The sequence below is a fragment of the Natronomonas gomsonensis genome, assembly GCF_024300825.1.
GTDB classification, from domain to species: Archaea; Halobacteriota; Halobacteria; order Halobacteriales; family Haloarculaceae; genus Natronomonas; species Natronomonas gomsonensis.
The window spans coordinates 2,306,106-2,331,615 of sequence record NZ_CP101323.1; the positions used below are offsets into that span (position 1 = coordinate 2,306,106).

Annotated in this window: 29 protein-coding genes; 13 read left to right on the top strand and 16 right to left on the bottom strand. The window is 65.0% G+C overall.

The features are described 5' to 3' along the window. The first annotated feature begins 922 nt into the window (after positions 1-922). Positions 923-2,680, top strand: a complete 1,758-nt coding sequence (locus NMP98_RS12295; protein ID WP_254857989.1) for a Cdc6/Cdc18 family protein — start codon at positions 923-925, stop codon at positions 2,678-2,680. Positions 2,681-2,937: 257 nt separating this feature from the next. Here the strand turns inward: NMP98_RS12295 and NMP98_RS12300 are convergent, their stop codons facing one another. Beyond that, positions 2,938-3,327 carry a RidA family protein gene (locus tag NMP98_RS12300; protein ID WP_254857990.1) on the bottom strand — a complete coding sequence of 130 codons (390 nt, stop codon included), beginning with the start codon at positions 3,325-3,327 and terminating at the stop codon, positions 2,938-2,940. An 82-nt stretch (positions 3,328-3,409) separates the two neighbouring features. Between NMP98_RS12300 and NMP98_RS19605 the strand changes: the two genes are divergently transcribed. Both NMP98_RS19605 and NMP98_RS12305 read left to right on the top strand, forming a co-directional pair. Beyond that, positions 3,410-3,499 carry a hypothetical protein gene (locus tag NMP98_RS19605; RefSeq protein ID WP_438269617.1) on the top strand — a complete coding sequence of 30 codons (90 nt, stop codon included), beginning with the start codon at positions 3,410-3,412 and terminating at the stop codon, positions 3,497-3,499. Positions 3,500-3,505: 6 nt separating this feature from the next. After that, on the top strand, positions 3,506-4,291 hold the full coding sequence (locus tag NMP98_RS12305; RefSeq protein WP_254857992.1) for a DUF7089 family protein: 786 nt from the start codon (positions 3,506-3,508) through the stop codon (positions 4,289-4,291). A gap of 12 nt (positions 4,292-4,303) precedes the next feature. Here the strand turns inward: NMP98_RS12305 and NMP98_RS12310 are convergent, their stop codons facing one another. The 3 genes from NMP98_RS12310 to NMP98_RS12320 all read right to left on the bottom strand — a co-directional run bounded on the left by NMP98_RS12310 (position 4,304) and on the right by NMP98_RS12320 (position 7,115). Further along, a complete protein-coding gene (locus tag NMP98_RS12310) occupies positions 4,304-5,467 on the bottom strand; it encodes an acyl-CoA dehydrogenase family protein (protein WP_254857993.1) in 1,164 nt (387 codons plus the stop codon). A 76-nt stretch (positions 5,468-5,543) separates the two neighbouring features. Then, positions 5,544-6,236, bottom strand: coding sequence for a type 1 glutamine amidotransferase (locus NMP98_RS12315; RefSeq protein ID WP_254857995.1), 693 nt, complete (start codon positions 6,234-6,236; stop codon positions 5,544-5,546). Between the two features lie 93 nt (positions 6,237-6,329). Beyond that, complete coding sequence (locus NMP98_RS12320) at positions 6,330-7,115, bottom strand: alpha/beta fold hydrolase (RefSeq protein WP_254857996.1); 786 nt, start codon at positions 7,113-7,115, stop codon at positions 6,330-6,332. Between the two features lie 103 nt (positions 7,116-7,218). Between NMP98_RS12320 and NMP98_RS12325 the strand changes: the two genes are divergently transcribed. Beyond that, on the top strand, positions 7,219-8,313 hold the full coding sequence (locus NMP98_RS12325) for an aminotransferase class V-fold PLP-dependent enzyme (protein ID WP_254857998.1): 1,095 nt from the start codon (positions 7,219-7,221) through the stop codon (positions 8,311-8,313). A gap of 124 nt (positions 8,314-8,437) precedes the next feature. Further along, on the top strand, positions 8,438-8,596 hold the full coding sequence (locus tag NMP98_RS19610; protein ID WP_011322121.1) for a DUF7563 family protein: 159 nt from the start codon (positions 8,438-8,440) through the stop codon (positions 8,594-8,596). A gap of 53 nt (positions 8,597-8,649) precedes the next feature. Here NMP98_RS19610 and glmM read toward each other — a convergent pair whose 3' ends face one another. Next, complete coding sequence (gene glmM, locus NMP98_RS12330; RefSeq protein WP_254857999.1) at positions 8,650-9,960, bottom strand: phosphoglucosamine mutase; 1,311 nt, start codon at positions 9,958-9,960, stop codon at positions 8,650-8,652. Between the two features lie 43 nt (positions 9,961-10,003). Further along, on the bottom strand, positions 10,004-10,183 hold the full coding sequence (locus NMP98_RS12335) for a hypothetical protein (protein WP_254858001.1): 180 nt from the start codon (positions 10,181-10,183) through the stop codon (positions 10,004-10,006). 58 nt (positions 10,184-10,241) lie between these two features. Between NMP98_RS12335 and rpiA the strand changes: the two genes are divergently transcribed. After that, positions 10,242-10,922, top strand: coding sequence for a ribose-5-phosphate isomerase RpiA (gene rpiA, locus NMP98_RS12340; protein ID WP_254858003.1), 681 nt, complete (start codon positions 10,242-10,244; stop codon positions 10,920-10,922). Between the two features lie 68 nt (positions 10,923-10,990). Here the strand turns inward: rpiA and NMP98_RS12345 are convergent, their stop codons facing one another. Next, entirely contained in the window at positions 10,991-11,158 is a 168-nt protein-coding gene (locus NMP98_RS12345; RefSeq protein ID WP_254858004.1) for a DUF1931 family protein, read from the bottom strand. Between the two features lie 260 nt (positions 11,159-11,418). Between NMP98_RS12345 and larB the strand changes: the two genes are divergently transcribed. From larB to NMP98_RS12355, 3 genes are all read left to right on the top strand, one after another. Further along, positions 11,419-12,189: a nickel pincer cofactor biosynthesis protein LarB gene (larB, locus tag NMP98_RS12350; RefSeq protein ID WP_254858005.1), complete on the top strand. Its 771-nt coding sequence runs from the start codon at positions 11,419-11,421 to the stop codon at positions 12,187-12,189. Positions 12,190-12,306: 117 nt separating this feature from the next. Next, the gene (locus NMP98_RS19615) at positions 12,307-12,453 is read left to right on the top strand and encodes a DUF7563 family protein (protein WP_438269618.1); all 147 of its coding nucleotides are present in this window, start codon (positions 12,307-12,309) and stop codon (positions 12,451-12,453) included. A gap of 63 nt (positions 12,454-12,516) precedes the next feature. After that, positions 12,517-12,777 carry a GIY-YIG nuclease family protein gene (locus tag NMP98_RS12355; RefSeq protein ID WP_254858007.1) on the top strand — a complete coding sequence of 87 codons (261 nt, stop codon included), beginning with the start codon at positions 12,517-12,519 and terminating at the stop codon, positions 12,775-12,777. Here NMP98_RS12355 and pstA read toward each other — a convergent pair whose 3' ends face one another. From pstA to leuS, 4 genes are all read right to left on the bottom strand, one after another. Beyond that, positions 12,778-14,547, bottom strand: a complete 1,770-nt coding sequence (gene pstA / locus NMP98_RS12360; protein WP_254858008.1) for a phosphate ABC transporter permease PstA — start codon at positions 14,545-14,547, stop codon at positions 12,778-12,780. A gap of 1 nt (position 14,548) precedes the next feature. Then, positions 14,549-15,511 carry a phosphate ABC transporter permease subunit PstC gene (gene pstC / locus NMP98_RS12365; RefSeq protein ID WP_367997234.1) on the bottom strand — a complete coding sequence of 321 codons (963 nt, stop codon included), beginning with the start codon at positions 15,509-15,511 and terminating at the stop codon, positions 14,549-14,551. A 59-nt stretch (positions 15,512-15,570) separates the two neighbouring features. Next, complete coding sequence (locus tag NMP98_RS12370) at positions 15,571-16,605, bottom strand: PstS family phosphate ABC transporter substrate-binding protein (protein ID WP_254858011.1); 1,035 nt, start codon at positions 16,603-16,605, stop codon at positions 15,571-15,573. A 372-nt stretch (positions 16,606-16,977) separates the two neighbouring features. Continuing rightward, the gene (leuS, locus tag NMP98_RS12375) at positions 16,978-19,617 is read right to left on the bottom strand and encodes a leucine--tRNA ligase (RefSeq protein WP_254858012.1); all 2,640 of its coding nucleotides are present in this window, start codon (positions 19,615-19,617) and stop codon (positions 16,978-16,980) included. Between the two features lie 112 nt (positions 19,618-19,729). Here leuS and NMP98_RS12380 point away from each other — a divergent pair, with 112 nt between their 5' ends. Continuing rightward, positions 19,730-19,936 carry a DUF7535 family protein gene (locus NMP98_RS12380; protein WP_254858014.1) on the top strand — a complete coding sequence of 69 codons (207 nt, stop codon included), beginning with the start codon at positions 19,730-19,732 and terminating at the stop codon, positions 19,934-19,936. Here the strand turns inward: NMP98_RS12380 and NMP98_RS12385 are convergent. Both NMP98_RS12385 and NMP98_RS12390 read right to left on the bottom strand, forming a co-directional pair. Next, positions 19,933-20,928, bottom strand: a complete 996-nt coding sequence (locus tag NMP98_RS12385; RefSeq protein WP_254858015.1) for an ornithine cyclodeaminase family protein — start codon at positions 20,926-20,928, stop codon at positions 19,933-19,935. The genes NMP98_RS12380 and NMP98_RS12385 overlap by 4 nt on opposite strands. Positions 20,929-20,982: 54 nt before the next feature. Next, positions 20,983-21,978, bottom strand: coding sequence for a DUF5784 family protein (locus NMP98_RS12390; protein WP_254858017.1), 996 nt, complete (start codon positions 21,976-21,978; stop codon positions 20,983-20,985). Between the two features lie 153 nt (positions 21,979-22,131). Here NMP98_RS12390 and NMP98_RS12395 point away from each other — a divergent pair, with 153 nt between their 5' ends. Next, positions 22,132-22,305 (top strand): DUF5786 family protein, encoded by a 174-nt coding sequence (locus NMP98_RS12395; protein ID WP_231753977.1) that lies wholly within the window; start codon positions 22,132-22,134, stop codon positions 22,303-22,305. Positions 22,306-22,309: 4 nt separating this feature from the next. Here the strand turns inward: NMP98_RS12395 and NMP98_RS12400 are convergent, their stop codons facing one another. From NMP98_RS12400 to NMP98_RS12410, 3 genes are read right to left on the bottom strand one after another with little or no spacing between them, the layout of a single operon-like run. Beyond that, complete coding sequence (locus NMP98_RS12400; RefSeq protein WP_254858018.1) at positions 22,310-23,005, bottom strand: DUF7530 family protein; 696 nt, start codon at positions 23,003-23,005, stop codon at positions 22,310-22,312. Beyond that, complete coding sequence (locus tag NMP98_RS12405; protein ID WP_254858020.1) at positions 23,006-23,923, bottom strand: NAD(P)H-binding protein; 918 nt, start codon at positions 23,921-23,923, stop codon at positions 23,006-23,008. Positions 23,924-23,947: 24 nt separating this feature from the next. Next, positions 23,948-24,805, bottom strand: a complete 858-nt coding sequence (locus tag NMP98_RS12410; RefSeq protein WP_254858021.1) for a YkgJ family cysteine cluster protein — start codon at positions 24,803-24,805, stop codon at positions 23,948-23,950. Positions 24,806-24,986: 181 nt separating this feature from the next. On the opposite strand from NMP98_RS12410, the gene NMP98_RS12415 reads away from it, so the two are divergent. Beyond that, entirely contained in the window at positions 24,987-25,238 is a 252-nt protein-coding gene (locus NMP98_RS12415) for a DUF8015 family protein (protein ID WP_254858022.1), read from the top strand. Between the two features lie 38 nt (positions 25,239-25,276). Next, entirely contained in the window at positions 25,277-25,477 is a 201-nt protein-coding gene (locus NMP98_RS12420) for a DUF7561 family protein (protein ID WP_254858024.1), read from the top strand. Positions 25,478-25,510 lie beyond the last annotated feature (33 nt).

Here is a 25,510-nt window from a genome sequence, read left to right on the forward strand (position 1 = left end):
GCGTGAGCCCCGAATCCGGGCGTATCGGGGGACGTCCTCGGAGGGAGAACCGCTTTGATATCTCGATGGGTGCCACACGCACTCCGAGACCAGCCGGTGGGGGCGACTCAGTTCTTGCAGCTGAATTCTGGCAACTCAGTCAAGGCGGTCCGACTCTAACCAGTCCGACTCTACACCCGTTGGGTTCGGATACCGTCGACCTCCTAGACACCCCCACCCCCTTGTTTCAACTGGAACGAGAAAAGGGAGGGGCAGGGGTGGCGAGGAGTCGGGTTAGATATTAGCGAATCTAGATGAACTCGATGAGCTAGACTAGAATTTCGGCTACTGGCTCTAGATTCCTAGCAACACAACAAAGAAAACAACTAGACTAATTCCTTTCTTTTCTAGTGCGGCTTTGGTTTTAGTGTAGGAGATATAAACCTTACTGACTAGGGAGGCACCCTGACGTGTTCACCCCTACCCTCACTTCTCACGTTCCACCCGAAACGAAGGGGTGTGGGGGTACTCCCTTACGTTTCCCGTGCATCAACTGGAACATTCACTCACCGTCATTTAGCCGGCTTCCGAGGTCCGCCAAAACGTCTCCGTATCAGTAACCAAGGCCTTCGAATCGTCCTTAAGACCGCTTTACTCACCCATGAACTGCTCGTAGGTTCGTCCTAAACCCGGCCACCGAGTCCTGATACGTCACGAATGTCTAGTGAAGACGAGCCGAGTACAAACTCGCCGAGACTGACTCAATCGTAATTTCAGGCAGTCGCACCGCAACGTTTAATACCGCATTCCACCATCGGTTCCCCTGCATCAATTGGACGGCCCGATTCGACCTGATTCCACACAGCAGGCGTCTATCGCCTCTCTTTGGCCTGCTCGGCCGTCGCGCAGCGACGTTCCACCTGAAACAGGGGGGTTCAGAACGATGACAGACGACGACTCGAACACATCAACTGACGGAGGTGATAGTTCGGCGGTACCCGACGATTCGGATGTCGGTACCTCGACCACCGAGGAGAGTCGTGTCTCCACCGACGACTCGGCCTCGACAGGGACGGATGCGTCCGAGAGTACCGATGCGGCGACCGACGAGGGAGAGGTACAGACGTCCGAATCCGAGAAAACAGCCCCGGACGATGGGGATTCTCCACCGGAAGCGGAGGGGTCGTCACTCAGCGGCGGTGTCGACGCCGGCGTCGACACAGACACACAGGGACGCAGCGTCGACGGGTTCTCCGGGGGTGTCGACTTGGAGGACCTCGACCTCGACGACGCCGACGACGAGGAGGCCGACGAAGCCTCCCGTGGGCTGTTCGACGATCTCCTTGAAGGGGAACCCATCTTCGAGAACAAGGAGGTCCTCCGTCCCTCCTACACCCCGCGGAAACTTCCCCACCGCGAGGAGCAGATTAACAACATGGCGACCATCCTCGTCACTGCATTGCGCGGGGAGACGCCGTCGAACATTCTCATCTACGGCAAGACGGGGACCGGAAAGACCGCCAGCGCGAAGTTCGTCTCCGAGGAGTTGGAGACGACCTCCGAGAAGTACGAGGTTCCCTGTGAGGTCGAGTACATCAACTGCGAGGTGACCGACACCCAGTACCGCGTGCTCGCACAGCTCGCGAACAAGTTCATCGAGAAAAACGAGGCGTACATCGAGCGCCGACTCGACGAACTCGACGACCTTCGGGACGACGCCGCGGCGGACCCCGCCGTTCTCGATGACACCGAGTTCGACAGCGTTGCAGCGGTCGAAACGAGGATACGGGACCTCGAAGACGACCTCGAAGAGTTCGAACCCGTCCCGATGACGGGATGGCCGACGGACCGTGTGTACTCGACGTTCTTCGACGCGGTTGACTACCACGAGCGCGTGGTCGTCATCATGCTCGACGAAATCGACAAACTCGTCGAGAAGTCGGGCGATGACACGCTCTACAATCTCTCGCGGATGAACTCCGAGTTGGAGAACTCTCGCGTCTCGATTATGGGCATCTCCAACGATCTGAAGTTCACCGACTTCCTCGACCCGCGGGTCAAATCCAGTCTGGGCGAGGAGGAAATCGTCTTCCCGCCGTACGACGCGACCCAACTCCGGGACATCCTCCAGCACCGCTCGGAAATCTCGTTTAAACCCGACACGCTCTCCGACGACGTGATTCCGCTGTGTGCGGCCTTCGCCGCACAGGAACACGGCGACGCCCGTCGAGCGCTGGACCTGCTTCGAACCGCGGGCGAACTCGCCGAACGCGACCGTACCGAAACCGTCGAGGAAAAACACGTCCGTCACGCCCAGGAGAAAATCGAACTCGACCGGGTCGTCGAGGTGGTCCGGACGCTCCCGACCCAGTCGAAACTCGTCCTCTATGCCACCATCCTGCTCGAGGAAAACGGCGTTCACAACATCAACACCGGCGAGGTGTTCAACATCTACAAGCGACTCTGTCAGGAAATCGACGCCGACGTGCTCACCCAACGGCGGGTCACCGACCTCATCAGCGAACTCGACATGCTCGGCATCGTCAACGCCGTCGTCGTCTCGAAGGGTCGCTACGGTCGGACGAAGGAAATCAGCCTCTCGGTTCCACTCGACGAAACCGAAGCCGTCCTGCTGTCGGACTCCCGAGTCGGCGAGGTCGAAGAGGCCCAACCGTTCGTGCAGGCGCGGTTCGATAACTAACGACCTTTTTCCACGGCGCGCGGAGCACGCCGGGAAAAACGTCGATGAAAAAGACACTGCGGGCCTCCCTATGGTCGGCCCTTGGTCCCGCGTCTCGCGATGCTCGACGCGGTGTGGTTCGAAAGACGCCGTTGGCGTCTTTCGTCATGCGAAAAGAGCGCTTTGCGCTCTTTTCAGCAAACCGCTTGCTCACTCCGTTCGCTCGCGGATGCTCGTCCTCCATTGAACCCCTTCGTTTCGTATGGAGAATCGTATCCTTACTCCCCGACAACGGCCTCGGCTTCCACCTCGACGACGTACTCGGGACCGATGAGACTCGACACCTCGACCATCGTCGAGGCGGGCCGTACGTCCCCGAAGAACTCGCCGTGAACCTCGCCGATGGTCTCCCAGTCGTCGGCGTCGACGACGTACATCCGGGTTCGAACCACGTCCTCGCGACGACCGCCGGCGTCCTCGATGGCGTCGACGACGATTTCCAGTGCTCTGCGGGTTTGTCGCTCCGGGTCGCCGGGTGCGACGGGGTCGCCGTCTTCGTCGGTCGCCGTCGTCCCCGACACGAGGATTCGGTCACCGACGCACATTGCTCGCGAGTAGCCGACCTTCGGTTCCCACTCGGTGCCCGTCGAGATGCGGTTGCGTTCCATACGCCTCTCCGTGGCGCCGACCGCATAACTCCGACGCGACGGAACTGAAGGCTTTAAACGGGTTCCCGCGGAACGCTCGCATATGAGTCAGGCCACCAAAGTCGTCCTCGGGACGGTCGGCATCTCGGTCGTCGTCGCCCTCGTGTTGCTCGTCGTCATCTCGATGGCGTGAGGCGAGATGTTCGAACCACGTGAACTCGACGGAGAACTCGAAGCGCTCCGGGAAGCAGAGGCTCCCGGAGCAATCGTCCTCGATGTCGAGGGGGACTTCGAGACGCTTCCACCCGAAGTCGCGGAGAGCCTTCTCCCGATAGTCGATTCGCTGGACCCGCTTGCCTACCCCGAGGCGTGGGTCCCCGACGACGCACCCGAAACGCTGCACCGAATCGCGGGCGGGGAGTTCACCATTGGCGCGCCGGGCGACGGCGGCGTCGCGTGGACGCGACAGACCGACCCGCCGGTCGTCTTCGTCAAACCGCGACTTGAGGGGTCTCCCCAGGGGTTCATCGATTTCCTCATCGCCAACGCCGTAGTCGAAATCGAAATCGGCCTCCCGGAACAGTTCCTCGGATTCTTCGAGGACCGATACGTCGCCTTCGACGAGACGGTGCCGCTGTCGTCGGCCGACACCTACCAACTTGCCGCCGCGCTGTTCGACGCCTACGTCGGCCTACACACCCGCGATGTCTTCGAGACGTGGGACGAGGAGTACCCGGGTCTGTACGAGGAGTGGGTCGACGCCGGGAAGCGCCTCGAACCGCGACTGTCCGGCCTCTCCGGCGATGTCGCGAATGGACGCACCGACTTCGCCGACGCCGCGGAACTGGCCTGTGCGGCGGTCAAACACGACGTCGAGGTTCCGACGCCGTTTTCGGCGCTGAACACGAGCGCCTACCGCGACCACGGCGCCGATTTCGCAGTACAGTGGGCCGAAAAGACGTTCGAGGCGTTGGGCGGGGACTGATTTTCCTCGGCGTTATTGGAACGCCTGGAAGCCGGTGAGGTCCGAGCCGAGAATGAGGGTGTGGATGTCGTGGGTGCCCTCGTAGGTGTAGACGGTTTCGAGGTTCGTCATGTGCCGCATCGGCGAGTAGTCGGCGGTGATGCCGTTGCCGCCAATCATCTCACGAGCGATGCGTGACTGATTGCGAGCCATGCGGACGTTGTTGCGTTTGGCCATCGAGACGTGTTCGGGCCGCAACTCGCCGCGCTCCTTGAGGTCGGTCAGCCGGTAGATGAGAAGTTGTGCCAGCGTAATCTGGGTGGCCATCTCCGCGAGTTTGTCCTGTTGGAGTTGGAACCGTGCGATGGGACCGCCGAACTGCTCGCGGTCGGTGGCGTACTGCCGTGCCGTCTCGAAGCAGTCCCGTGCCGCGCCGACGGCGCCCCACGCGATACCGAACCGCGCCTGCGTGAGACACGACAGCGGTCCCTTCATCCCTTCGACGCCCGGGAGCACGTCGCTTTCCTCGACGCGCACGTCGTCGAGGTGGATTTCTCCCGTAATCGAGGCGCGAAGGGAGAGTTTCTCGTCGATTTTGTTCGTCGTCACGCCGGCTTTGTCGGTGTCGACGAGGAATCCGCGGACGGTGTCGTCGTCGTCGGAGCGGTCCTTCGCCCAGACGAGAGCCACGTCGGAGATGGGGGAGTTCGTAATCCACGTCTTCGCGCCGTTGAGGACGTAGCCGTCGCCGTCGGCTTCGGCGTGGGTTTCCATCGCCGAGGGGTTCGAGCCGTGTTCGGGTTCGGTGAGGCCGAAACAGCCCACCTTCTCGCCCGACCCGAGGTCCCAGAGGTACTCCTCTTTCTGCTCTTCGCTGCCGAAGGAGTGAATCGGGTACATGACGAGGGCGCCCTGGACGGAGGCCATAGAGCGGAGTCCGGAGTCGCCGGCTTCGAGTTCCTGCATCAAGATGCCGTAGGCGCGCTCAGAGAGGTTCGGCAGGCCGTAGCCTTCGAGGTTCGGCGCGTAAAAGCCCAACTCGCCCATCTCGGTGATGAGTTCCTTCGGGAAGGTGCCCTCAATCCAGTGTTCGCCGACGTCGGGCTTGACGCGGTCCTCGACGAAGTCACGAGCGGTGTCTCTGACCATCCGCTCTTCTTCGGTGAGGTCCGCCTCGAGGTTCACGTAATCCAGCATACCAACCCCTTGGAGTGCACCACCAAAAACGCTCGGCCACGCAGTCGGAGTTGTCGACGGCCGCTCACGAAAGAAATCAGTCGTCCGCAGCGGGTTCGGGCCTGTGAGTTACCGCACGTCGGAAGTTTTCGAAGATATCCTTTGCCGCCAGCGCCTCGGCGTAGCGCTCCTCGGTGATGTCGGTACAGACGGACTCGATTTTCTCTTCCGGAAGGTGGTCTTTTCCGCGGACGACATCCTCGGCGGTTTCGGGGTCGTACTCGGGGTGGGACTGCAGTCCCCACACGCGGTCGTGACGGAAGCCGTGGATGCCGTAGTCGTTTTCGGCGATTCGGTCTGCCCCGTCGGGGAGTTCGGTCACCGCATCCGAGTGGGTCGTGAACACGGTAAACGACTCGGGGACACCCTCGAAGATATCGTCGCCGGCGTGTTCGACGGTCCGGTAGCCAAGTTCGTACTCGCCCATCGGTTCGACGGTGCCGCCGAGGGCGTCGGCGAGCAACTGGTGGCCCCAACAGATGCCGAGCGCCGGCAGGTCTCGCTCGATTGCGCCGCGAACCCACTCTCTGGTCGCCTCTATCCACGGTTCGTCGTCGTACACCGACGACCGCGACCCGGAGACGACGATGCCGTCGAAGCCGTACCCCTCGGGGAACCGTCCCTCTGAAACCCCGAACACCGAGAGGTCGGCGTCGAGTTCCCGTCGGAAGTTCCGTGGGGTGTTGGGGTCACCGTGGGAGGCGTCCAACAGCGCGATACGTGGTCGCATTACCAGCCAGTACCGCTCGCACGGACAAAAGGACCCTGCCGTCGGGAAGGTTCGCGCCGACCTGTGACGCCGCCCGTTCGCCCGAACCGTCGTTCAACCGTCGTCAGCGGCCGTCTCGTCGATAAAGTCGGCTATCGCGTCCGTCACAGCCGTGGCGTGTTCGACGAAGCAGAACCGCTTCCCCTCGACGGGTTCGAAGCGCCCCCGCGGAAGGTCCTCGGCGAGTTCCTTCCCCGAGTCGAGCGAGACGACGGGGTCGTCGACGCCGTGGCACACAAGCGTCGGCAGGGTCAGTTCGTACGGGGGACCGGCCTCGAAGGAGCGGACTGCTTCGAGGTGTCCAGTGCGGGCCTCGCCGGTAGCGTCTTCCTCGCGGCGCCACTCGACGATGCGGTCGATGAGTCCGGTTTCGGCGAAGAACCGGTCGGAAAACGCCAGCGACAGCGACTCCCGAAGCCGCGTCGGGTCGGCGGGATGCAGCGTCGCCAGTGTCTCGCCGTCGACGCGGTCGCCCGAAGCGGCCGCCCCGAACAGCGCGAGCGAGCGGGCGCGGCCGTACTCCCGTGCGTACCGGAGTGCGACCATCGCCCCGAGGCCGGCGCCGACGAGGTGGACGCGCCGAACGTCGGCGGCGGCGAGGACGGCCTCCAAGTCGGCGGCGAACCGGTCGACGGTGTACGGTGCCGCCGAATCGGAGCCGTCGGTGCCGCGCGGCGCGTAGACGAGCGTCCGATACGGCCCCGTCAGCGATGGCGCCTGCCATCCCCACAGCCACGGGCCGCTCGCGGCGTCGGGGACGAAAACCACCGTCGGTTGGTCGTCGCCATCGCCGGCGAGTTCGTAGTACAGGGTCGTCCCGTCGGTCGTAACCGTCGGCATACGCGCTCCGAGGGGCGGTAGCCTCAAGCGCGTTGTGTTCGCCGCCGACCGTCCGAACGCGTCCGTCGGCACACACTTGCCGCCGGCGGACGAGGTCCGTGACATGACCCCAGAAGAACTCCGTGCGGACATTCCGGCGTGTGACGACTGCGTGTACCTGAACACCGGCGCGAGCGGGCCGAGTCCCCGCCACGTCGTTGAGGCGACGGTCGACGCCCAGCGGAGCCACGAGTTCGACGCCTGCCGGAGCGACCACTACGAGGCCGCCGCCGAGACGAAGGACGCCGCCCGGGAGCACATCGCAGAGTATCTCGGCTGTCGCCCCGCCGACGTGGCGCTGGTCGCCTCGACGGGCGACGGCATCAGTCGAATCGCCAACGCAATCGAGTGGAGCGCCGGCGACCGGGTGGTCCGGACCGACCTCGAACACCCCTCCGGCGTCCTCCCGTGGCGTCGACTCGAAGAAGAGGGCATCGAGGTCGTCACCGTCCCCTGCCCCGACGGACGACTCCCGATGGATGCCTACTGCGAGGCCGTCGCCGACGCACGAGTGGTGTGTCTCAGCTCGGAGAGTTGGCTCCATGGGACGCGACTGAACGTCTCGGAGGCGGTCGACATTGCCCACGACGCGGGGGCGCTCGTCGTCGTTGATGCGGTTCAGACCGTCGGCCAACACCCCATCGACGTGGCGGAGTGGGGCGCCGACGCGGTGTGCGCCTCGGGACACAAGTGGCTGCTCGGACCATGGGGTGCGGGCTTTCTGTACGTCGACCCCGACTCCATCGCGGAGTTCCGGCCGCGCCACATCGGCTACAGCGGGGCGGTCGACCCGACGGGTCCGGACCTCGAGTACAAACCCGAGGCCGCCCGCTTCGAAGTGTCGACGAGTTCGGTCGCGCCGTACGCCGGCCTCATCGCGGGTCTCGACACGCTGGAAGACATCGGGTTCTCGACCGTCGAGTCGCGCATCGAGCGGCTGACCGACCGGCTGAAGGCGGGGCTTGGCGACCGACTCGTGTCGCCGCAGGCCTACGAATCCGGTCTCGTCGCCTTCGAGGTCGACGACGCCGAGGGGTTCGTCGCCCAAGCCAGCGAGGGGGGCGTCGCGGTCCGCGACGTTCCCTCGGGCGACGTTCGCGCGTCGCTCCACGTCTTCAACACGGCGGCCGACGTCGACGCGCTGTTGGAGTTGTTGTGAGACTGTAACGTTCACGGTCCTTCACGGCGAAACCTCGGTTTTCCGGCGTTCGAGCGGTTCTCCCCCGCGGTTCGGCATTGGTTCACACGCTATTATTATGTGTGTCGGGTCCAACCTACCTGACATGCCGGAATGCCAGAACTGTGGCGCGTTCGTGACGGCAGCGTACGCACGGGTTTTCACGCCGAACGGGGTCGAGAATCCACGCGTCTGCCCCCAGTGCGAAGACAAGATTCGTGACGGCTCGGACGTTCGCGAGGCGCGTTCGACCCGTCGCACGTAACGACACCGGCTTCTGACCGTTCTCTTCGTCTCTCGAAACGCCCAGCGGCGGCCTTATCGACTCGCTTCGAGCAGTTCCAGTGCCCGCTCCAGCAGTTCCTCGGCGCGGTCGGCGTCGCGGGCCTCGGCGGTCACTCTGACGAGTGGTTCCGTCCCGCTGGCCCGCACGAGGAACCACCCTTCGTCGGTTCCGACACGGACGCCGTCCATCGTCTCCACGTCGTCGTAGGTGTCGTGGACGCGCCGTTCGACGCCGTCCATGACGGCGAGTTTGTCCCCGCATTCGACGTTCGCCCGCCGAATCGGGTACGTCGGGATGTCGTCGATGCGCTCCGAGAGCGGTCGGTCGGCGGCCAGGGCGGCGATTCGTACGGCCGCCAGGGGGCCGTCGGGACACAGCGTCTCATCGGGCCAAATCCACGCTCCCGAGGGCTCGCCGCCGAAGGCCACGCCCGGTTCGGCCGCGGCCTCCGAGACGAACACGTCGCCGACCGGGGTTCGGACGACGCCCACGTCGCGCTCGGCGAGGAAGTCCTCGACGGCGAGGCTGGTGTCGACGGGAACGGCGACGGAATCGCCCGCCTCGGCGGCGTCGGCGGCGAACAGCGCGAGCAAGGTATCCCCCGAGAGGAAGGTTCCGTCGCCGGCGACCGCTCGCATCCGGTCGGCGTCGCCGTCGTGGGCGATTCCGAAGTCGTAATCACTCCCGGAGACGAGACCCGAGAGCGCAGTGCAGTTTTCTGGGGTCGGTTCCGAGGGTCGCCCCGGGAACCGACCGTCCGGTTGGGCGTTCAGCGTCTCCACGTCACAGCCGGCCGCGACGAGGGCGTCGGCACTGACTCCACCGGCGCCGTTGCCGAGATCGACGGCGACCGAGAGGTCGAGTGCATCGGGACCGCCTGCGGCGTCGACGAGCGCCTCGACGTGTCGCGTTCGCTCCTCGCCGGCGGTCCGGGTTCCCAGTCGGTCCCACGGCTGGAGGTCCGGGTCGTCGGCCTCGATTCGCTCGGTGATTCGCTCGCGGTCGGCGCTTCCGTAGGCCTGGCCCGTCGGTTGCCACAGCTTCAGCCCGTTGTCCTCCGGTGGGTTGTGACTCGCGGTCACGACGATGCCGGCGTCGGCGTCCCGCCACGCGACGGCGCGACCGACCGTCGGCGTCGCCGCCACGCCCAAATCGATGACGTCGGTGCCCGTCTCGCGGAGGCCGGCGGTCAGCGAATCGACGAGAAGGGCGCCGCTGTCGCGGGCGTCCCGGCCGACGACGACCCGGTCGGTCTCGGCGCCGACCGCTCGGCCCACCTGCAGCGCCAACTCGGCGGTCACGACCTCCCCTACGGGTCCGCGGATACCGCTCGTTCCGAACATACTCCGAACTCGCGGGCCGGCCCCAAAACCCTAGCCGTCCGGCTTACTCCTCGGGGGACCACTCGCAGGCGTCGCCGTCCGTCAACGCCTCCTCGTCGATGTATGCGGAGAGACAGGCGTAGTTGCAGAAACCGCCGACGGGAACGCGTTCGTCGTCTTCGGTCGCTTCGACGAACACCGGGTCGTAGTTCGCGAGGTCGCTGCCGCAGTAGGTACACTCCATACCCCTATTCGGGGTCGTCACCGCAAGGGCTTTTTCCGCGTCGGCACGACTCGCGCACATGAAACAGCAGGGCGGAACCGACGACGCCAAGCGCCGTGCGGGCGAGAGCGCCGCCGACGCCGTCTCCGACGGCGCTGTCGTCGGCCTCGGGACGGGGTCGACGGCCGCCTACGCCATCCGGGAACTCGGCCGGCGGGTGGATTCGGGCCTCGACATCCGCGGTATCCCGACCTCACACGGCGCTCGCCGTCTCGCCCGTGAAGTGGGCATCCCGCTGACGACGCTCGCGGAAGCGACGCCAGACGTGGCCATCGACGGCGCCGACCAGGTGGCCGACTTCGAGTTGATAAAGGGGGGCGGTGCGGCCCACGCTCGCGAGAAACTCGTCGACAGCGCCGCCGAGCGGTTCATCGTCGTCGTCGACGAGACGAAACTGACCGAACCGCTGGACGCGGCCGTTCCGGTCGAGGTACTTCCCGATGCGGTCCCCGTCGTCGAACGGGAACTGGAAGCCCTCGACGGGACGCCGGAACTACGGGCCGCCGAACGGAAAGACGGCCCCGTCGTCACCGACAACGGCAACCTCGTCGTCGACTGTGCGTTCGGCGCCATCGCCGACGCAGAGGCGCTCGCGGCCGACCTCTCGGCGCTGCCGGGCGTCGTCGAACACGGGCTGTTCGTCGGGTTGGCCGACGAGATTCACGTCGGTAGCGAAGATGCTGTCGACGTTCGTCGGTAGCGATTCCCGTCGACGGCGCTACCGCTTGGGAGGGTTGCGTCAAAAAAACGGAACGGAGGTTCTCGACCTTACAGGTCGCGCGGCTGGACCGTCTTCCGGTCGTTGGCCTCGGCACGCCGGGCGGCGTCCTCGAGGAGCTCCTCGACTTCCTCGTCGAGGGCGTCGTAGAAGTCGGAGGCAACGTTCATGTCATCCAGCGCTTCCTTCACAGCGGCTTTGACGATTAGGTCTGCCATACAAGCCGCGGTTTGTCCGGGGTCCTTTATATAAGTTCCCAATCGAGGGAGGTCTCGCCGCTTCTACTGCCGGTTTAGCCGTGAAGAACCGGGATGAACCCGGCGGTAGTTCCTGGGATTAGGTAGCCTTTGTGGCCGGTCGCCCCCGTCGTGGGTCGTTCGGTCGGTAGGTCCCGTCTCGCGCGCGCTGACGGTGATTCGCGGCTTCGGTCGCGAGCAGAACCGCGAGAGTTTCGTGTTCGGGACCACGAACGTCTCCCATGCGCGATATACTCGATGCGGTCGCCGACGGCGAACTTTCGCCTGCCGAGGCACAGGCGGAGCTCAGTGGGTACGCACGGACGGAGGCGGGGCGGTTCGACGCCGCACGGGAGTCCAGAACCGGAATCCCGGAGGCGATACTCGCGGCGGGCAAGACCGACGACGAGACGGCGTCGATGGCGGCTGCGGCCGTCGAGACGACCGGGGCCGCGTTGGTCACGCGTGCCGACGACGACGCGGTCGACGCCTGCAAAACTCGGTTGGCCGAGGCGGTCCCCGATGCCGACATCGAACGGAATGCTCGCGCTCGGACGCTCGTCGTCCACGCCCCGGAGTACGAGGCGCCGGACCTCGATGCAACCGTCACCGTCGTCACGGCGGGGACCTCTGACGCCGCCGCTGCGGGAGAAGCCGCAGTCGTCGCCGAGGAGATGGGCGCGACCGTCGAGTTCATCGACGACGTGGGCGTCGCGGGCATCGCCCGGTTGTTCGACCGCCTCGAGGAACTCCGAGCGGCGGACGTGTTGATTGTCGCGGCGGGCCGGGAGGGTGCCCTCCCGACGGTTGCGGCGGGGCTCGTCGACGTGCCGCTCATCGGGTTGCCGGTCTCGACTGGCTACGGTCACGGCGGACGGGGCGAGGCCGCCCTCGCCGGTATGTTGCAGTCCTGTACGCCGATTACGGTCGTCAACGTCGATGCCGGCTTCACCGCCGGGTCGCAGGCGGGACTCATCGCACGGACGGTGTCTTCGGCCCGCTCGGAGTCGTGACTCGGCCGTGCTAACATGGCCGAAAACCGGCTGTATGGTACGGTTTGGCGAGGGTATTTGTGTCTAGAGGTCCAACTAAAAGGTAGCCGACGAGGGATACCCGCGTCGGCGGCCAGAATGCCCAGGTGTGACCACTGTGATGCGCACGTCTCCGACCGGTTTGCCCGGGTGTTCGCGGACGAAGGCGGACGGGTACACGCCTGTCCGAACTGCTCTGCGAACGCCGGCATCGCCGAGGTTTCGCGAGACCGTGCCCACGAGTAACGTTCCTGCGGTCGTAGCACTGTGTTCCAACCACAGGGTGCCCTCGTTCTACCGACGCCGACTGTGAGCAGCGACTCGGCCGACCACCACGTGTACGTCATCGAGTGCGTCGATGGGTCGCTGTACACCGGCTACACGACCGACGTACAGCGGCGAGTCGAAGAACACGACGCCGGCGAGGGCGCGAAATACACCCGCGGTCGCACGCCGGTCGCCCTCGTCTACACCGAATCCTTCGACTCGAAGTCCGAAGCGATGTCCCGGGAGTACGAGATAAAACAACTCTCGCGGGCCGAAAAGGAGCGACTCGTCTTCGGCGAGTAGCTATCCGTCGCTCCGCTCGAATCGGTTCCGAATCAGTATCGCCGTCGCGTTCATGCCGATGAGGACGACGAGCAACACGACGACGCCGGCGGCCATCACGCCGTACTGGAACTCGGGTTTCGCGGAACTGGACCACGCGTAAATTTGCATCGGCATGGCGCTGACGCGGTCGAACAGCGCCGTCGGCGGGCTGAAGTTCGTCGTCGGCGCACCTATCATGATGAGCGGCGCCGTCTCACCGATGGCCCGTCCCAACGAGAGGATGGTCCCGGTGAGAATGCCGGGCATCGCCTCCGGGAGGACGACGTTCTTGGTCGTCTGCCAGCGGGTCGCACCCATCCCATAGGAGGCCTGTCGCATGTCGTCGGGGACCGACCGGATGGCTTCCTGTGCGGAGATGACGACGATGGGGAGGATGAGAAGCGACAGCGTAATCGAGGCGACGACGACGGTACCGAAGCCGAGTCCCAGCAGGTTGACGAACAGTCCCAATCCGAGCAGGCCGTAGACGACGGAGGGAACGCCCGCGAGGTTCGAGATGTTAACCTGAATCAGTCGTGTAACCGCGCCGACGGCGCCCGTATCCGAGGTGTAGTCTTCGAGGAATACGGCGGTGCCGACTCCCAGCGCGAACGACAGCATGGCGACCATCGAGATGACGAATATCGACCCGACGATGGCGGGATAGAGGCCCGCTTCGGTCGCAATCGGCGAGGGGGCACTCGTCACGAAGGAGGCGTCGAGCCACGGGTCGGGGCCGGCGACGCCCCACGAATCGACGAGGAGCGTTCCCGCAACGATGCCGCCGCCGATGAGCACCGGCAACAGGAGTCCACCCCGCCCACGGCGCTGTTGGACGGTGCGGTCGGCGTACAGTCCGGCCGGAACCGCGGCGGTGACGAACAGCAGGACGACTCCGTTGGGACCGACACCGAGCGTTCCGGCACCGAAGCCGGCCGCGGCGGCCCCCCCGACGGAGAGGACGAAGGCGAGAGCGGCGGCGGTGGTGCTTCGCCGTCGGGCGACGAGCACTGCGGCGGCGACGCCGACCGGAACGGCCAGCGTCCAGACGTAGATGAGCCACGTACTCGGGAAGACGACCAACACGCCTCGAAGGGGCCAGGAGGCGAGAATACCGCCGATACCGACGACGGGCGCCAGGTAGACCAGTCGTCCGTACCCCCTGAGTTTGGCCGTGGCGTAGATGCCGACCGCCGGGAGAACACCGACGGAATACGCGAGGAACCACTGATAGACGTCGACCAGCACGAACAGCGCGGTGATGGCGACGGCGACGCCCATCCCGCCGACGATGCGTCCGAGCAGGCCTATCCCGACGGCGCCGAGCGGGCGCTGGAGGCCCGCGTAAGCAGTGTAACTCCCTATCGGGACGGCGACGATGAACATGTACGCGAGCGGCCACGAGAGCCGCGGCACCGACACGCCCACGGCCGAAAGCACTTGGAAGGCCCCGAAGACGGCGACCATGCCGCCGCCCAACCCGGCCAGCGTCAGTTTCGTCACGCGGCGGTCGTCGGCGCTGTACAGCAGGAAGGCGAAGACGGGAACGACCAACGTGAGGAAATACGAGAGGAACCACCCCTCGCTCGCCGAAGCGAGGTCGAAGGCGTCGATGGTGACGTAGACGAGCAACACAGCAAGCGCGAGGATGCCGATGACCGACGCGGTCAGCGACAGCGCCTCGAACACCAACCCCTTGATTTTGCTCACGTCACCGAAGCCCTCGGCGGTTCGGCTTTCGGTCGCCATCTCAGTACTCCTCCCGATAGCGTGCCGCGATGCGGTCGCTTACGATGTTCATGAGTAGCGTAATCGCGAACAGCGTCAGTCCGATAGCGAAGAGGCTGTCGAAGGCGATGGTGCCGCCGGTGAAGTCGCTGCCGGCGATTTGGACCATCGCGACGGTCATGGTCTGTCCCGGCTCGAGCAACACGTCCGCGGGGTGGATGAACGGAATCCCGAACAGTCCCGACTTGACGGGCGGCAGTCGTGCCTGTGCGCCCATGGCGACGACGACAATCATCGTCTCGCCGATGGCTCGCGACACCGCCAGAATGTACGAGGAGGCGATGCCGGAGACGGCCGCCGGGACGACGACGCCGGTCGAGACTTCGAACTTCGTCGCGCCGAGGCCGTAGCCGGCCTGTCGGAGTTCGTCGGGAACGGCGTTCATCGCGTCCTCGCTAATCGAGGAGACCATCGGAATCGTCATGATGCCGACCATCAGCGACGCCGACAAGGCGTTGAACGTGCTGATTTCGGGGAACAGCGTCGCCCGGAGCGCGGGCGTGACGTAGACGAGCGCGAAGTAGCCGTAGACGACCGTCGGCACGCCGGCCAGTATCTCCAACAGCGGCTTCAGTATCGACCGCGTGCGTGCGTCGGCATACTCGGAGAGGTAAATCGCGGTGAGCGTCCCGATTGGGAGTGCGATGAGCGCCGCCGTAATCGTGACGACGATGGTGCCGAACACCAACGGGACGATGCCGAACACCTCGTTGCTCGGGCTCCACTCGAAGCCGGCCAGGAAATCGAGGGCCGAGTAGTTGGCGAAGAACGCGGAGGCGTCGACGAACAGCGTGACGACGATGCCGACGGTGGTGAGCACCGACAGCAGCGCACAGACGGCGAACAACCCGCCGTAGGTTCCCTCGCGGAGTCGTTGCCAGCCGTTGGACCGCGTCAACTCCGGTCCATCGGGGGCGTCGCTCACGGTTCGTCCCTCCGGAATCGGCCACTCCCGTCAGCGGTCCGGTCCATCGTATCTATCGACTAGTTCTGCGCTTCCTGTATAGCCGTTTCGAGACGGTCCATGACCTCGCTCTGCTGTTCGTCGGTCAGGGGAACGTAGCCGACCTGCTGGGCGACGAGTTCCTCGTTGCCGGCCTGCTCGACGAAGAAGCGGGCGAACTCCGCGACGTGTTCTTCGGCCAGCGAACTCTTCGAGGCGTAGGTGAAAAGCGGCCGCGACAGCGGCGTATACTCGCCGTTGGAGGCCGTATCCAGCGACGGAAGTACACAGCCGTCACCGTTGTCGACCTTCAGTGCCGTCACCTGGTCGGGGTTGTTGTAGTAATACGAGAAGCCGAAGTAACCGATGGCGTACTGGCTACCCTTCACCCCTTGGACGATGGTGTTGTCGCGTTCGGTTGCTTGGTAGTCGTCGGTGTGGGCACCGCTTTCGCCGTTGACCGTCTCGGTGAAGTAATCGAAGGTGCCGGAGGTTTCGGCGGCGCCGTAGCGTTCGATTTCCTCGTCGGGCCAGTCGTCGCGGACCTCACTCCACGTCTCGGCGGCGTCCTCGCCCCAAATCTGGTTCAGTTCGTCGATGGTGATACAGTCGTCCTCGATGAACTCGTTGTCGTTGTTGACGACGACGGTGAGGGCGTCGGTCGCAGCCTGCAGTTCGACGGGTTCGACGCCGTTGTCGGAACAGAGCTGCTGTTCTTCCTCCTTGATGGGTCGACTCGCGTTGTTGAAGTCGGTCTGTCCCGGACAGAAGAAGTTCGAGAAGCCGCCGCCGGAACCGGTTGAACTGATGTCCATGCTGACCTCGGGGTGTTCGGCCTCGAAGGCCGCAGCGATGGCCTCCATCAGCGGGAAGACGGTACTGGAGCCGGCGATGGCGATGTCGCCCGAGATCGAATCACCGCCACCGTTGCCGTTTCCGTTGCCGTTCCCGCCGCTGCCGGGCGTTTCGGTACACCCCGCGAGTCCCCCGGCGGCCAGCGCTGCTCCGGAGAGCAGGAATCGTCGTCGGCTACTCGATTCGAACCCACTGCGACCGCCGTTCGGGTCGTCTGTCATCACTCGAACCCAATGGACAATCGAATAAGAAGGGTGCTATGTGTTCTATATAGATTTATACAGTGCTCTATTGAAACCCGTTTTCCCCGCGTTCGGGAGTCGACTCCCACGGCCGAACCGGCTCATCCGGCAGCAGTCCTTCGATTACTCACCAACGAACGAATCTGAGTGGTGTGTTACCGTCTATCGAGAAACGACTCTTTGGTGACTGTTCGTTCCGAATCAGTGCTGTCACTCGGAGCCCTCCCGGGTTCGTACACTAGCTATATATCAACGACTGTTGCTACAGGCTCTCGGCCAACGCCGCAGTCACGCGTTCGGCGTCGCTGCCCACGAGCTGGACCCCCACAGCCCGGCAAAAAAACCCTCGTGCTACTCGACGATGTCGATTGCGGGTCGGCCGGGTTCGGCTCTGTTCGCGACCTCGTCGTCAGCGTCCTCGACGGTCAACACCCGCACGTCAGCGTCGAACTCCCGTTCGACGAGCCACGCAGCGGCCTCCAGCGCCTCGAACTCGGTGTCGGGGGCGAGCGTCCGCTGGAGTGCCTCGCGGTTCTCCTGGAGGTCCTGTCCGTAGGAGGCGGCGTCGTCGCCGTGGCGCTTGATGTCGTCGTGTTGCATCAACTCGCCGATGACGTTCGGCGCGTCGCTGTCGATGGCGACGTTCAGCGCCTCGTACTTCCAGTCGGGCGTGACGACGATGTCGATGCGCTCGGGGTCGTCGATGCCGGCCACGTCGCTGATTTCGCGAACGTCCTCGCGGGTGTTCTCGACCAGTCGGCGGCGCTTCTCGACGGTTTCGCGGTCGCCCTCGGCGTCGGGCCAGTCGGCGTCGACGGCGAAGCCGTCGTAGCCCAACTCCTCCCACAACTCCTCGGCGATGTGTGGCGTGACGGGCGCCAGCAGTTTCACGGCGGTCTCCAGTCCGCGCTCGAAGACCGTGGGGTCGACGGCCGTGTAGTCGCGGTACTGCCGGAGGGTGCCGACCAGCGACTGGGCTTCCCGCAGGGCGGTGTTGAACGTCAACTCGTCGTACTCCTCGCCGGCAATCGTGACGGCGGCCTCGATTTCGCTTTCGACGTAGCTGGTGACCGAACCAGGGTCGTCGGTGGTGTCGATTTCGCCAGCGGCGAACGCCTCGGTCACGTTCTTCAGTCGAGTCAGGAAGGCGTACGCCGACTGGACGCCCTCCTCGGTCCAGTCGAAGTCCCGCTCGGGTTGGGCGGCCTGCATCATGAACAGGCGGGCGGTGTCGGCGCCGTACTCTTCGACGATGCGCTGGGGGGAGACGACGTTGCCGACGGATTTCGACATCTTCTCGCCTTCCAATTGGACCATCCCCTGTGCCAAGAGGTTCTCGAACGGTTCGCGGTGGTCGAGTCCCTCGTGGTCGGCCAGCATCTTCGTGACGAACCGACTGTACAGCAGGTGCATCACGGCGTGTTCGATGCCGCCGACGTACTGGTCGACGGGCATCCAGTCGTTGGCCCGCTCTACGTCGAAGGGCGCCTCGGCGAGTTCGGGTGAGACGTACCGCAGGAAGTACCACGAGGAGTCGACGAAGGTGTCCATCGTGTCCGTTTCGCGGGTCGCCGCGCCGCCACAGTCCGGACAACTCGTCTGCTTCCACTCGTCTGCTTCGTCGAGCGGATTCCCGGTCGTGTTGACGAACTCGGGCAACTCGACGGGCAGGTCCTCCTCGGGGACGAGCACGGGGCCACAGTCCTCACAGTGGACGACCGGAATCGGTGTCCCCCAGTAGCGCTGCCGGGAGATACCCCAGTCGCGCAGGCGGTACTGGGTGTCGGTTTCGGCGCTTTCGATGTCCTCGGTCAACCGCTCGCGTGCCATCTCGCTGTCTAATCCGGAGTACTCCCCGGAGTTGACCAACACGCCGTCGTCGGTGAAGGCCTCCTCGCTGATGTCGGGTACCTCGTCCTCGCTGGGTGCGATGACCGGTTCGATGTCGACGCCCATCTTCTCGGCGAAGTCGTGGTCGCGGTGGTCGTGGCCGGGAACGCCCATCAGCGCACCCGTCCCCACGTCCGACAACACGAAGTCGGCGACGAAGACCGGAATTTCCTCGCCGGTAATCGGGTTCGTCGCCGTCAGGTCCGTCTCGACGCCGTTCGGTTCGTCGCCGTCGGGGTCGGCCTCGTGGTGGACGAACTCGTGGACGGCGTCGTCTTCCTCGACCAACTGCTCGCTGATGGGGTGGTCCGGCGCCAGCGCGAAGAACGTCGCGCCGAAGATGGTGTCGACCCGCGTCGTGAACGCCTCGACGGGGCCGTGACCCTCCACATCGAATTCCAGCCGCGTTCCGTACTGCCGGCCAATCCAGTTGCGCTGCATCTGCCGGACGGAGTCGGGCCACCCCTCCAGTTCGTCGATGTAGTCGACCAGTTCGTCGGCGTATTCGGTGATTTTCAGGAACCACTGGTCGAGTTCGCGGGACTCGACGGGTGTGTCACAGCGCCAGCAGAGTTCGTCGTCGCCTTCGACCTGTTCGTCAGCCAGCACTGTCTCACAGGAGGGACACCAGTTCACTTCGGCGTCGCGTCGCTCGGCCAACCCTTCCTCGTGGAACCGCCGGAACAGCCACTGATTCCACTTGTAGTACTCGGGAACGCACGTCGTCACTTCCCGCTCCCAGTCGTAGCCGAAGCCCATCGACTCCATCTGACCCTTCATCGTCTCGATGCAGTCGAAGGTCCAATCGCGGGGGTTCGTGTCGCGTTCCTTGGCGGCGTTCTCTGCGGGGAGGCCGAAGGCGTCCCATCCCATCGGGTGGAGCACGTCGTCGTCCTGCATCCGTCGGAATCGGGCGTAGGCGTCCGTGATGGTGTAGTTGCGGACGTGACCCATGTGCAACTGTCCGGAGGGGTAGGGGTACATCCCGAGGACGTACGTCGGGTCCGAAACGTCGTCGGGGGTCCGATACACGGAGGCGTCGTCCCACGCCTCCTGCCAGCGTCGTTCGACCTCGGTGTGGTCGTAGCCGTCGTCGTGCATGGAGAGAGTAGTTGTGGAATCTTCCGTCGGTCCGGCCCTTAACCTTTCCATCCCAAGAACGTCACGGCGGTGTGGGGACAACACTCATACCGCTCGAAACCGACTGAACCGTATGTTCAAGACGGCCACAGCGAGCGGGGTGACACGGTTCTTCTCCGGTGAAAAACGCGAGACGAACAGCGATGATGGCCGGTCACGTTGGCTCGCCGTCGGGGCGACGTTGCTCCTTATTTTGGTTCCCCTGTTGCCATTCCTGGCCGTCGCGTGGGTGCTGTCGCGAACCCTCCGCGGCGTCAGGGAACGGGTCTCCTGGGATTAACGCAGTCGGGTGTCGACCAACTCGAAGGGCGTGCCGTTGTTCCGTTCGTTTGCGTGTTCGTAGACGACGTGGGCGGCCGCGACGTCCTGAATCGCCAGTCCGGTCGAATCGAAGACGCTCACGCCGTCCTCGGGGGTCCGTCCGGGTTTCTCGCCGGTGACGATTTCGCCCAACTCGCCGTAGAGGTCTTCGTCGGAGAGCAGTCCCCGACTCCACGGGACGTTGATTTCCCCGGAGTGGGTACACTGCTCGTAGTCGTCGATGACGAGTGTCGCGTTGGCGACGATTTCCTCGCCGAGTTCGTTCTTTCCGGGGGCGTCGGCGCCCATCGCGTTGATGTGGGTGTGGTCGCCAACGTCGCTGGCGGAGACGATGGGTGACTCGACGGGCGTTACCGTCGAGAGCACGTCGCACTGTGCGGCCTCGGCGATAGAGCCGCCGCGAACGTCGAACTCGTCGCCGAAGCGCTCGACGAACGCCTCGACGGCGTCGTCGCGCTTGTCGGCGACGACGACTGTGTCGATGTCCCGGACGACGCTGATGGCCTCCAGTTGGGTGTACGACTGGACGCCAGCCCCGACGATGCCCAGCGATGTCGCGTCGGCGACCGCGAGGTGGTCGGTGGCGACGGCCGCCGCCGCGCCGGTCCGCTTCCTGGTGAGCGTCGTCCCGTCCATGAGCGCGAGCGGGAAGGCGTTCCGCGGGTCGGAGTAAATCATCGTCCCCAACACGGTGGGGAGGTCGTACTTCTTGGGGTTGTCCGTGTGGACGTTCACCCACTTGATGCCCGCAGCGTCCCAGTCGTCGGCGGCCATGTACGCCGGCATCGACCGGAAGTCGCCGTTGTACTCCGGCAGGTCGATGTAGGACTTCGCCGGCATCTGTACGTTCCCGTGCTGGTAGGCGGCGAAGGCCTCCTCGACGGCGACGATGACCTCCTCCATGCGGGCGTTTTCGCCCACGTCGTCTCGGTTCAACAGCAGCGTCTCCATGTGGCAAAATTTGCTATGGCGGTACTTAGATACCCACCCTTTCGCCGGATGCGGCTACACCCACTCGACGCTGCCGTCGAGATCGAACGGGAGTTTCCCGTACCGGTAGCCTTCGATTCGGCCGGTCGGGCGGGCGCGGAAGACGACGGTGGGTTCGTGGCCGACACCGGGTTGCTCGCCGGCGACGGCGTTCCACTCCGTCTCGGTGAAGGAAGTACAGTCGATTAACAGCGCCGAATCGGGGTGTTTCGCCAACTGGTCGCTCCGCTTTGCGCCGCCGGTCTCCTTGACGGCGGCGACGGGGTGGTCCGCATGGGACCGACGCGCCGGCGGTTCGGGACGGGTCACCTCGATGAGGTCGTCGTCGACCGCGAAATCCAGCGCGTGGCCGCTGTCCTGTTCGACCTCGGGTTCGAAGTCGAGGCCGGCGTCGGTCAGCAGTTTGGCGACGTTGAACTCCGCCATCGTCGCCCGCATCCGCGTGAGGTCGTATCCCGGGGAGGTGCCGAGTTTCGAGGCCATCGTGTACCGGTGGGCGTCGAGACTCCCGGTTCGGAGCAGCGACTCGTAGAAGGCCAGCCCCTCTTCGGAACTGGCGTCGGGGAAGCCGGCAGCGTCTTCGGCAAAGAACCGTCGAGTGCTGTCCCGGCCGTCCTTCGAGCCGAAGACCGGGAGGAAGAACCACGTCACGTACTCGTAGTCGGCGAGCCACGGGTCGGTCACCTCGATGCGGGCGGTGAGTTCCCGTTGTGCCCACCGAGAGACGGCATAGGGCGCCTCGGTGAACGTCTCCTTGTCGGTCCGCCACAGCGCCTCGGGCGTCTCGGTGTTGCCGAGCCAGTAGGCCCGACCGGGTCGGAAACAGAACAGCGCGAAGTCGCCGTTGTCCATCTCCAGCCGGAGGGCGTCGTAGCGATCGTCGCCGATGGTGAACCACGGCTCTTCGATGCGTGCGCCGAATGACTGATTCAGGGGCTGTAGTAACTGTTCGCGGACGCGCTGTCGCGTCCACGTCTTCTCGGACCGACGGAAACGGAGGGGACCTGCCACACTCGTCGTAGCACGTCAGCGGGTTTACCGATTACGCATATCCGACCGGATGGCGACGGAACCCCGGAGCCGTCCCGGAGCGAATACATAAATAACCCTTCATATTATCCGTTACATTGATTACCAAGAACTCGTTAGGTGCGTACAGTTACCATGTCAATGGGTGCCTATGACGAGGACGAACACGAGCGACGTGAGCAGAAGGCCTCGACCGTCGATGCCGCCTTCGATGACGAGCGGACGAACTACGAAGGCTCCATAGAGTACGACTCCGGCGACTCGGCGGAAGCACTCCTCGACCAGTTCAAGCAGATGCAGTCCCAGTAACGGCTCACTGTTCTCGGAGCGTCAGTAAAGCGACCGACAGCGCGATGACCACCGCCACGGCCAGCACGTGGCCGACGAGCGCAGCGAGCAACACGGGGTAGTCGACGACGAACGGGACCAACAGCAACTGGACGACGGCAAAGCCGAGGGTTTCGGCGTCGCTCCGGCGGAGCGTGGCGGCGTCGTCGGAATCGAACCGATAGCGGCCCGACCGCCACAGCGCGACGACGGCGGTCCACCAGCCGGTGCCGATGCGATAACAGAGGTCCCACAGAACCAACAGCGTCAGGTAGACGACCAGTATCGGCGGCTCGGGGCCGAACAGCGTTCCGACGAGCGAGCCGCCGCTCGCGGGGTCGAAGACGAACAGGTGCGTGACGAGTGCGACGAACGCCAACACGGCGAGGACGACCTCGACGCTGGAGCCGAACAGCAGCCGTCGATACGGCTCCGGGCTGGGTGGCGTTCGTGCCGAACGGCTGATGCGAAGCATCTCGACGCTCCCGACGGCGGCGACGACGACGGCGGCGGTCCCCGCCACCGCTGCGTTCCAGAGGTCGTAGTACCACGCCAGCGCGAGGACGGCGGCTTCGAAGACGGCCAACTGGATAGCGATGGCCGTTCCGCGTGAGATGTCGACCCCCGGAAGCGCGCCGATGATGCTCTCGTAGACCCACGCCTCCCCGTACTCCGGCCGCATTCAGGCCTCCGGCTCCGTGGCCGGCGTTTCGCTCACGATGGCCCGGTCGCCGAGCGCCTGCCGGACGGCCTCGTCGAACGGCGTCGGTTCGACCTCGACGAACTCGTCGATGCGGCGGTCGGTGACGACGACGGTGTTGCGCAGGCCGGCGACGAGCGGCTTCGCCACCGACAACGGCACGTCCGTCAGCAGCCACAGCCACCCCGCAGACAGTCCCGGCGAGAGGATGGGAACCGGGAGAACGACCGGCGCCCGGCCGGACAGCAACCGGGCGGTGTGTTCGAGTATCTCCTGATACGTCAGCACGTCCGGGCCGCCGATTTCGAACGTCTCGCCGGCGGTTTCGGGAGAATCGAGGACGCCGACCAGATAGCCGATGACGTCGTCGACGAAGATGGGTTGGCACTCGGTGCGGACCCACCGGGGCGTCACCATCACCGGCAGGCGGTCGGCCAGTTGGGTGATGAGTTCGAAACTCGCCGACCCTTCGCCGACGATGATGGCGGCCCGCAGCGTCGTCAGTTCGAACTCGCCCGACGCGAGGATGTGTTCGACCTCGCGTCGCGACCGGAGGTGTTCGGACAGTTCGTCCCGGTCGTCGCCCAACCCCCCGAGGTAGACGACGTGCTCGACGTCTGCGGCCTCGACTGCATCGACGAAGGTGCGGGCGGCCAGTCGGTCCCGCGACTGGAAGTCGCCGCCGGTCCCCATCGAGTGGACCAGATAGTAGGCGGCCTCGACCGGCGGCAACTCGAGTGGTGGGTTCAGGAGGTCGCCCTCGACCACCTCGACACCGTCGGGGGCGTCGTATCGCTCGATGTCTCTGACCAGAGCGACCACGTCGTGGCCCCGTCGTTGGAGGGCTGGAACGAGGCGACTTCCCACGAACCCACTCGCCCCGGTTACGAGTACGCGCATACCCATAGAACGGGCGCCGACCTCTTAATCCCAACCGGGCGTTTCGGGGGCGCCGAGACGTTCCTCGACGCCCCGACCGAGTTCGGGGTCGGGGTCGTCGGTTTCGGCCTGCCGGTTCCACTCGGCGATGGCCCGCCCGACCCACGAATCGGCATCGAGAACCGCTTCGCGGGCCGTCTCGTAGCGGTCAGTGTCGATATCGAGGCTGCCGGGTCGGGAGGCGGCGGCGACGGCGAGGAACTCCGCGCGGTCTTCGGCGGTCGGGTTCCCGGCGGCGATGCGGTCGACCCGGCCCGACAGTCGGTCGGCGTCGGGGTGGGCGAACACCGTCGCGCCGAGGGCGCCGGTCCCGAGGAGTGGCGTCGCGTCGCCGGGGTCGGCGTCGAGAAGTCGGTCCCCGCCGAAGGCCGTTTCGACGCGCTCGCATTCGGTTTCGGCGTCCAACGCGAGGTTATCCGCCGGATACGTCCCGCAGGCGTCGGGATAGCGGTCCTCGCCGTGGATGCGACACTGCAGCGTCTCGGGGTCCAGAAAGACGCAACTCGGGAGCCACGCGGGGTCCTGACCGAAGGGGCCGACCGGTTTCGGCGACTTCCGCAATCCGACGAAGAAGGCGGGACGCTCCCCGACGGCGGCGATGTCGTGGCCGTCGACGGAGACGGACGGTCCCTCCGGGGCGTCGAACAGTCGCGGGGTCATCGCGTCGCCGAGCCCCGCTCGGACGAACGCCCGCACCTCGTCGCTGGACAGCGGTACGAGGTTGTACGTGTCGTCCAGCGGGGCCAACCCACCACGGCGCTCGTGGTCGAGGTCGACGGTGTCGGGGGCGGCCGCGCGCCAGTCGATACAGCAACCGGCGCAGCCCTCACAGTCGACGCGCATACGTGCGGTTAGTTATCGTGCAACAAAACGGTTTTCACGCCACAAAACCGCGACCGACATCACGGAGAACGCGGGGAAATAATCGACTTATAATTCGAGAATATAACCATACGGAAATCCGTCGTTTTCGAAGTAAAATTTTAGTGAAACACGGTTGTCAGTATGGGGTGAGGTGATGTCCATGTCGGAGCAATCACCCCGTAGCGACAGGTTCGGTCTCACCGGTCCGGGGCGACGGACGGGAGCGAACACGCTCGTGCCGTCCGGACTCTCCAGATACGACTTCCTGCTCGCGTTCATCCCGCTCGTTTTGCTGTTCGCGTGGCTGTTCGGTCGGATTGTGGGTGTGCCGCTGTGGACCGCGATGGCGGCGGGTGGGTTGCTCTCGGTCCCCCTCGTCGTCGACGGCCTCGCGGTCAACCCCCCGTCGTAGGCCGGACGTCTTTTGCTGGCGGATTGCCTACCCCACCTATGGCCAAGGAGTCCTGCGACGCCTGCGGCGACGCCGTACCTATCGGTGGCGGTATCTCGGGGCTGTGGTCGTCGGACCCCCAAGGAACGGGTGGGATGACGCTCGAACTCCGCGACGGCACCGAACATTTCCTCTGTTTCGACTGTATCGAACGGCTGCCCGACGACCCCACCGGGGCGGACGTGGCGGCCATCGAGTAGCTGCCGGAACGATGACTTTAGGGCGGTGCCACC